The sequence below is a fragment of the Streptomyces sp. NPDC046716 genome (genome assembly GCF_040645755.1).
Lineage (GTDB): Bacteria > Actinomycetota > Actinomycetes > Streptomycetales > Streptomycetaceae > Streptomyces.
Map to the genome: position 1 here is coordinate 26,640 of NZ_JBEYYU010000082.1, position 6,277 is coordinate 32,916.

The 6,277-nt window shown below is 70.8% G+C and carries 7 protein-coding genes; 1 reads left to right on the forward strand and 6 read right to left on the reverse strand.

Annotation, left to right across the window (positions count from 1 at the left end; all coding sequences use genetic code 11):
- Positions 1-228 precede the first annotated feature (228 nt).
- Positions 229-381 (forward strand): hypothetical protein, encoded by a 153-nt coding sequence (locus tag ABZ930_RS37485; RefSeq protein WP_361558635.1) that lies wholly within the window; start codon positions 229-231, stop codon positions 379-381.
- 198 nt (positions 382-579) lie between these two features.
- Here the strand turns inward: ABZ930_RS37485 and ABZ930_RS37490 are convergent, their stop codons facing one another.
- The 6 genes from ABZ930_RS37490 to ABZ930_RS37515 all read right to left on the reverse strand — a co-directional run bounded on the left by ABZ930_RS37490 (position 580) and on the right by ABZ930_RS37515 (position 5,995).
- On the reverse strand, positions 580-936 hold the full coding sequence (locus ABZ930_RS37490) for an MmcQ/YjbR family DNA-binding protein (protein ID WP_361558638.1): 357 nt from the start codon (positions 934-936) through the stop codon (positions 580-582).
- Positions 933-2,225: a hemolysin family protein gene (locus ABZ930_RS37495; protein ID WP_361558641.1), complete on the reverse strand. Its 1,293-nt coding sequence runs from the start codon at positions 2,223-2,225 to the stop codon at positions 933-935. Before ABZ930_RS37495 ends, ABZ930_RS37490 begins: the two co-directional genes overlap by 4 nt.
- The gene (gene ybeY, locus ABZ930_RS37500) at positions 2,222-2,719 is read right to left on the reverse strand and encodes an rRNA maturation RNase YbeY (RefSeq protein WP_361558644.1); all 498 of its coding nucleotides are present in this window, start codon (positions 2,717-2,719) and stop codon (positions 2,222-2,224) included. The genes ABZ930_RS37495 and ybeY overlap by 4 nt, the downstream gene beginning before the upstream one ends.
- Before the next feature lie 15 nt (positions 2,720-2,734).
- Complete coding sequence (locus ABZ930_RS37505; RefSeq protein WP_361558647.1) at positions 2,735-3,769, reverse strand: PhoH family protein; 1,035 nt, start codon at positions 3,767-3,769, stop codon at positions 2,735-2,737.
- A gap of 165 nt (positions 3,770-3,934) precedes the next feature.
- Positions 3,935-4,687, reverse strand: coding sequence for a GNAT family N-acetyltransferase (locus ABZ930_RS37510; protein WP_361558650.1), 753 nt, complete (start codon positions 4,685-4,687; stop codon positions 3,935-3,937).
- A 216-nt stretch (positions 4,688-4,903) separates the two neighbouring features.
- On the reverse strand, positions 4,904-5,995 hold the full coding sequence (locus ABZ930_RS37515) for a PfkB family carbohydrate kinase (protein WP_361558653.1): 1,092 nt from the start codon (positions 5,993-5,995) through the stop codon (positions 4,904-4,906).
- Between the last annotated feature and the right edge of the window lie 282 nt (positions 5,996-6,277).

Genomic DNA, 6,277 nt, shown 5'->3' on the forward strand with positions numbered 1-6,277 from the left:
CGATGGCTCTCTGCCAATAGGCACTGCACAAATTGACAGTCCCAAGCTACGCTGAAGCTGTACATGGTGCGAACAATCAAGCCAGCCAAGGGAGTTGATCGATCGCCATGTTCAACATCACTCATCAAAACCGCAGCTGGAGCGCCTCAAGAGCCACTCAGCGCCCATCCGTTCGTGGTTCGCCGTGAATTGACGCGGCGGCGAGCGGCCGGGGAGAAGGAGCGAGTGATGACGGAAGGCCATGCCGAGCAGGAAGGAGGGCGCCGACCCGAGAGGATCAAGCGCACGTGGGGTGAGCGGGCAGCTCAGCTGCTGCCTCTGATCAATCTCCTCATCGCGGTCCAGAAGATCGTCGACGAGTGGATTCTGCCCTTCGTGTAAAAGCAATCAGCCCCGACCTGACAGTCGGGGCCGAAAGCGGCGGGCGCCCGAACAGACGCTGCCGTTCCGAGTTTCCCTGGTAGGCAGCCCGGAGCGGTGGCGTCACAGCGCACCGTCAGTCCATTCTGCCGCTGCGCCCCAGCGTTGGCGAGGGGGAGTCGGGCCATTTCGGTGCGTGCCTGGTGAGACGCCCGGCACTCACGCCCGGTCCAGCTTCAGCCGCTCCGCCCGCGGCAACCCCGCCACCACCAAGTCGTACGAGTCCTCGACCAGTTCGCGGACGAAAGAGGCCGGAAGTTCCGTCACCGACACCGTGTTCCAGTGCCGCTTGTTCATGTGCCAGCCGGGGCGGACGGCGCCCTCGTGTTCGCGGCGGAGCCGGATCGCGTCCTCGGGGTCGCACTTGAGGTTCACCGTCAGGGGGCGCGCGTCCAGGCTGGACAGGGCGAACATCTTGCCCAGGACCTTGAAGACGGAGGCCTCCGGGCCGAAGGGGAACTCCTCCACCGCCGCGTTGAACGACAGGCAGAGCGCGCGCAGCTCCTCCGGGGTCATTCGGCGTCCTCGCCCTTCGGGGCCACCGGCTCCACGAGCACCGTCACGATCTTGTTCCGGCGGCCGGCGGAGTCCTCCGCGGTCAGTCGCAGTTCCCGCCCGTCCGGCAGCTCCACCTGCGCGGACGCGCCCGCGATCGGCACCCGGCCGAGCGCCTTGGCGAGCAGCCCGCCGACCGTCTCCACGTCCTCGTCGTCGTACTCCTCGATGCCGTACAGCTCACCGAGGTCGCCGATGTCGAGGCGCGCGGTGACCCGGAACCGGTCCTCGCCGAGCTCCTCCACCGGCGGCAGTTCCCGGTCGTACTCGTCGGTGATCTCGCCGACGATCTCCTCCAGGATGTCCTCGATCGTGACGATGCCGGCCGTGCCGCCGTACTCGTCGATGACGACGGCGACGTGATTGCGCAGCTGCTGCATCTCGCGCAGCAGGTCACCGGCGTTCTTCGTGTCGGGGACGAAGGCCGCCGGACGCATCGCCGTCGAGACCAGTTCGGCCTCGGCGTCGCGGTTGATGTGCGTCTTCCTGACCAGGTCCTTCAGGTAGACGATGCCGACGATGTCGTCCTCGCTCTCGCCGACCACCGGGATCCGGGAGAAACCGGAGCGCAGGGCCAGGGTGAGCGCCTGGCGGATCGTCTTGTAGCGCTCGATGACGACGAGGTCGGTGCGCGGCACCATGACCTCGCGGACCAGGGTGTCGCCCAGCTCGAAGACCGAGTGCACCATGCGGCGCTCGTCGTCCTCGATCAGGGACTCCTTCTCGGCGAGGTCGACCATGGCGCGAAGTTCCGCCTCGGAGGCGAACGGGCCGCGGCGGAATCCCTTGCCGGGCGTCAGCGCGTTGCCGATGAGGATCAGCAGGGGCGGGATCGGGCCCATGATCCGGGCCAGCGGCAGCAGCACGTACGCGGCGGCCGTCGCCGTGTTCAGCGGGTGCTGGCGGCCGATGGTGCGCGGCGAGACACCGACGGCGACGTACGAAACCAGAACCATCACGCCGATCGCGACGAGCAGCGCCTGCCACGTCTCGGTGAACTGCTCCAGGCACGCGTACGTGACCAGGGTGGCCGCCGCCATCTCGCAGGCCACCCTGACGAGCAGCGCCACGTTCAGATAGCGGGTCGGGTCGGCGGCGACCTGGGCCAGCTTCGCGCTGCCGCGCCGGCCGGACCTGACGGCCTCCTCGGCGCGGAAACTCGAGGTGCGGGCGATGCCGGCCTCGGCGCACGCCGCCAGCCAGGCGACGACGACCAGGGCGACGGCGCCCGCGATCAGGGAAAGGCTCATGACACGGTCGGGGCCGGCGACGGACCCTCGATCCCCTTCTCCGCGCGCCAGCCGTCCACGATGGCCGCCTGGAGCCCGAACATCTCGGCCTTCTCGTCGGGCTCCTCGTGGTCGTATCCCAGCAGGTGCAGCACGCCGTGCACGGTGAGGAGCTGGAGCTCCTCGTTCATGGAGTGCTGCGTGGGGGCTTCCTCGCCCTGCTTCTTGGCGACCTCGGGGCAGAGCACGATGTCACCGAGGAGCCCCTGCGGGGGCTCCTCGTCGTCCTTCATCGGCGGACGCAGCTCGTCCATCGGGAAGGACATGACATCCGTCGGCCCCGGCAGGTCCATCCACTGCACGTGCAGCTGCTCCATGGCGTCGGCGTCCACGACGATCACCGAGAGCTCGGAGAGCGGGTGGATGCGCATCCGCGCGAGGGCGTAGCGGGCGATGTCGAGGATCGCCTGCTCGTCGACCTCGGTTCCGGACTCGTTGTTGACGTCGATCGACATGGCGCTGTTGGTTCTCTACTTCCCTCTGGGGCGGCCCTTGTGGGTGCCGTTCTCCGTACCGTGCTCGGTGTCGTACTTCTCGTACGCGTCGACGATACGGCCGACCAGCTTGTGCCTCACGACATCCTGGGACGACAGGCGGGAGAAGTGCACGTCGTCGAGGCCCTCCAGGATCTCCTGGACCTGCCGGAGTCCGGACTTCGTGCCGTTGGGCAGGTCGACCTGCGTCACGTCACCGGTGATCACGATCTTCGACTCGAAGCCGAGCCGGGTGAGGAACATCTTCATCTGCTCGGGGCTCGTGTTCTGGGCCTCGTCGAGGATGATGAAGGCGTCATTGAGCGTGCGACCACGCATGTACGCCAGCGGCGCCACCTCGATCGTCCCGGCCGCCATCAGGCGCGGGATCGAGTCCGGGTCGAGCATGTCGTGCAGGGCGTCGTACAGCGGGCGCAGGTACGGGTCGATCTTCTCGTAGAGGGTGCCGGGCAGGAAGCCCAGGCGCTCGCCGGCCTCGACCGCGGGGCGGGTCAGGATGATGCGGTTGACCTGCTTGGACTGAAGGGCCTGGACGGCCTTGGCCATCGCCAGGTAGGTCTTGCCGGTACCGGCGGGGCCGATGCCGAAGACGATCGTGTGCTTGTCGATCGCGTCGACGTACCGCTTCTGGTTCAGCGTCTTGGGGCGGATGGTGCGGCCGCGCGACGAGAGGATGTTCTGCGTGAGGACCTCGGCGGGGGTCTCCGCGCCGTCGCCCTCGCCGTTCTCCGTCGCCTTCAGCATCGCGATGGAGCGCTCCACGGCGTCCTCGGTCATCGGTGCTCCCGTCCTCAGGACCAGCATCATCTCGTCGAACAGTCGCTGGACGAGGGCCACTTCGGCGGGCTCTCCGGTCGCGCTGATCTGATTGCCCCGGACGTGGATGTCGGCCTCCGGGAAGGCCTTCTCGATCACTCGCAGCAGTGCGTCGCCGGATCCCAGGATCTCGACCATGGGGTGCTTGGCCGGCACGGTGAACTGCGCGCGGGCGCTGGATGGTGTCTGCGTCATGAGCCGGGCCGGTGGCCCTTGCTTCCTCCCCGTACGGGCTGATGGAAATGCGCGGGATCTCGCTGCGGGTCGTACACCGCCAAGGGTACGGCGCGGGTACGACAACGCCGAGCGGGTTTCCGGATACGGCCGGGGCTCCGGTGGCGGGCCCCGGCCGCCGGTGGCTCAGGCTTCGAGCCGGGTGTACAGGCGGGTGCCGCGCGGCTGGAAGCCGACGCGTTCGTAGACGCGGCGGGAGTCCTGGCCTCCGTACTCCAGCCACACCGATCCCACGCCGCGCTCGTGCAGCATGGTGCGGGCCAGTTCCGCGGTGACGGCGGCGGCGATGCCGCGGCCGCGGTGGGCGGGGCGGGTGCCGACGCCGGCCAGTTCGGCGGTGCCCGCGGCGGGCGCGCTGCACAGGGCGCCCCCGGCGACGGTGCCGTCGGCGGCCCGGACGAGCCGGACGGCGCCCCCGGCGTCGGCGGTGCGGCGCAGCCGGGCCGCGCCTTCCTCGGACGGCGGGAACTCCCCGCCGAACGCCTCGGCGAGGGCCGCGTCGAGGCCGGTGTAGTCGGCGTCGGCCGTCGGCGCGTCGACGACCGGGCCCGTCTCCGGCACGGCGAGCGTGGCGGGGGTGCAGACCAGGTAGGTGTGCTCGGCCTCGGCGGTGAAGCCCGCGGCGGCGAGCGCGGCGGCCGCCTCCGGCGCGGCGTCCGGCGCGAACTCCAGGCGGGGTGTCAGCTCCCGCTCGCGGAACGCGGCGACGAGGGCCGCCACGTCGGCCGCGCTCGGGGCGGCGCCGGGCAGCGGGGTGGCGTAGTTGATGAACGGGCTGGTGGTGTCCGGGTCGAAGCCGAGGACGAAGCCGCCGGTCTCCACGGGCGCCGGGCGGCGGCGCAGGTGGGCGACGGTGAAGAGCTGGACGTCGTGGTCCATGGTGATGGTGATTCCCTCACGTGAAGAAAAGCGCACAGAAGTGGGTGCGTGGGGCCGCCGTGAGGAGCGAGCTGAGCGGAGGGCTCAGAGCCGACGACGGCCGCTGGGGGACGCCGGGAACATGGGCTTCAGTCCTTGAAGGATGAGAAGGCTGGTCGCCGTCGGACGACGGCGGCCGTCACTTTCGCACGGCCGCCGCGGTTCCGACAAGGGCTTTTACGCGGAGCGGCCGAAGCCGATGGTCGGCACGGCGCGCCGCAGCGGCCACGGCCGGGTCGTCTCGGGCAGCAGCGGGTGCAGGAAGGCGTACCGGCTCAGCGCCGCCCGGTCCTGGTCCACGTAGGAGCGCACCTGCTTCCACCAGGCCGCGATCTCCGACCAGCCGGGGGCCGACAGGGAGCCGCCGAACTCCTGGACGGAGAGGGCGGCGGTGAGTCCGGCGAAGGCGAGGCGGTCGGCGAGGGGCCAGCCGGCGAGGGTGCCGGTGACGAATCCGGCGACGAAGACGTCTCCGGCGCCGGTCGGGTCGAGCGCCTCGACCTCGATCGCCGGGACGGAGGCGGTCTCGCCGGTGCGGCCGTCGACGGCGTACGCGCCCTCGGCGCCGAGGGTGACGACGGCGAGCGGGACGTGTTCGGCGAGGGCGTGGGCGGCGGCGCGGGGGCAGGAGGTGCGGGTGTAGCGCATCGCCTCCTCGGCGTTGGGCAGGAACGCCTCGCACTGGCCGAGGTCGGGCAGGGCGGCCAGGTCCCAGCGGCCGGTCTCGTCCCAGCCGACGTCGGCGAAGATGCGGGTGCCGTGGCGGGCGGCCTCGCCGACCCAGGGTTCCTCGACGCCCGGGGTCAGGGAGGCGACGGCGGCGCGGGAGCGCGGGGGGCAGCGCGGGGCGGGTTCCTGCGGCGGTGGTTCGTGGCCGTGGCTCACCATGGTGCGTTCGCCCTCGTAGGCCATGGAGACGGTGACGGGTGAGTGCCAGCCGGGGACGGTGCGCGAGGGGGTGAGGTCGATGCCCTCGCCCTGTTCGAGGGTGTCCCAGCAGTACTCGCCGTAGTGGTCGTCGCCGAAGGCCGCGGCCAGGGAGGTGCGCAGGCCGAGGCGGGCCAGGGCGGTGGCCATGTTGGCGACGCCGCCGGGGCTGGAGCCCATGCCGCGGGCCCAGGACTCGGTGCCGCGGACGGGGGCCGAGTCGAGGCCGGTGAAGATGATGTCGAGGAAGACGGTGCCGGTCAGGTAGACGTCGCAGGGTGGGTCGGCGGCGGTGCGCAGGGGGGCGAGGGGGTCGGTTCGGGGCCTCTCTGCGAGCGGCACGGGGTCCTCCCTGGGGGTGCGGGTTTGGACAGTGTGCCTGAACCTCGGCGGGCCTCGTCGGACCCGTCTGCCCAACCGTCCCGCCGTCGTGGCCGGTCGCGCAGTTCCCCGCGCCCCTGTTGGGTTGTCGATCGGCTGACGGCCGGTGGCCGCTTCTCGCGCAGTTCCCCGCGCCCCTGAAGGCTGCGCTTCGCGCGCCTTCCCCTGGACGAGCGGAGCTCGTCTCAGGGGCGACGACAGGTAGTTGCGGACCGTGCCCTGGGAGAGGGCGGCCCGCTCGGC

Coding starts and splice junctions, on each gene's coding strand:
- ABZ930_RS37490 (WP_361558638.1), bottom strand. CDS start 936: ATGACCCCGGAGGAGCTGCGCGCGCTCTGCCTGTCGTTCAACGCGGCG.
- ABZ930_RS37510 (WP_361558650.1), bottom strand. CDS start 4,687: ATGGACCACGACGTCCAGCTCTTCACCGTCGCCCACCTGCGCCGCCGC.
- ABZ930_RS37505 (WP_361558647.1), bottom strand. CDS start 3,769: ATGACGCAGACACCATCCAGCGCCCGCGCGCAGTTCACCGTGCCGGCC.
- ABZ930_RS37495 (WP_361558641.1), bottom strand. CDS start 2,225: ATGAGCCTTTCCCTGATCGCGGGCGCCGTCGCCCTGGTCGTCGTCGCC.
- ABZ930_RS37485 (WP_361558635.1), top strand. CDS start 229: ATGACGGAAGGCCATGCCGAGCAGGAAGGAGGGCGCCGACCCGAGAGG.
- ybeY (WP_361558644.1), bottom strand. CDS start 2,719: ATGTCGATCGACGTCAACAACGAGTCCGGAACCGAGGTCGACGAGCAG.